Annotated in this window: 1 protein-coding gene; it reads left to right on the top strand. The window is 52.6% G+C overall.

The features are described from left to right. The coding region (locus I6F37_RS39160) for a hypothetical protein (protein WP_225154251.1) at nt 1-346 on the top strand (346 nt) is incomplete at its 5' end. Between the last annotated feature and the right edge of the window lie 118 nt (nt 347-464).

The raw sequence follows: 464 nt of genomic DNA, 5'->3' as shown, positions 1-464 counted from the left end.
GGGTATGACGAAGGGTGAGGAAACGAGATTGCGCAACCTTCAGGATAAGAAGGCGGCGAAACAGAAGCTCACGTACCTCGAAACGCGGCACATGAAACGGCTCGCAACGAAACAGCAACATGAGGACGTCACTCAGAAAGCGCGGCGGGTCGTCGAAAGAACGAAAGAATTAGTGCGAAAAACGGAGGCGTTGGCCCACCAATCGCACCAGTTGGCTGACAAGACTCATCGCAACGTCCACAAAACAGAAGATGCGTTGCATCAAGCCGAAGACACTTTGCACCAAGTGGAATCGACCGCTCAAAAAGCCAAAACCCGGCCGAGAGCAATTCGATCTTCAAATTAGGACACAACCGAGTCGCGCCGGAACTTGCGAGTTGGCTGTACACAAAGCACACTCGGCGCTTCATGCTCGCGATCTCGGATATCAGTAAAAGTTTTGGCGGACGAACGCTCTTCGAAGA

Source organism: Bradyrhizobium sp. NBAIM08 (assembly GCF_020193935.1).
Taxonomy (GTDB): domain Bacteria; phylum Pseudomonadota; class Alphaproteobacteria; order Rhizobiales; family Xanthobacteraceae; genus Bradyrhizobium; species Bradyrhizobium yuanmingense.
The sequence above is the reverse complement of the archived record's forward strand: the minus strand, read 5'-3'. Positions and strand labels throughout refer to the sequence as shown.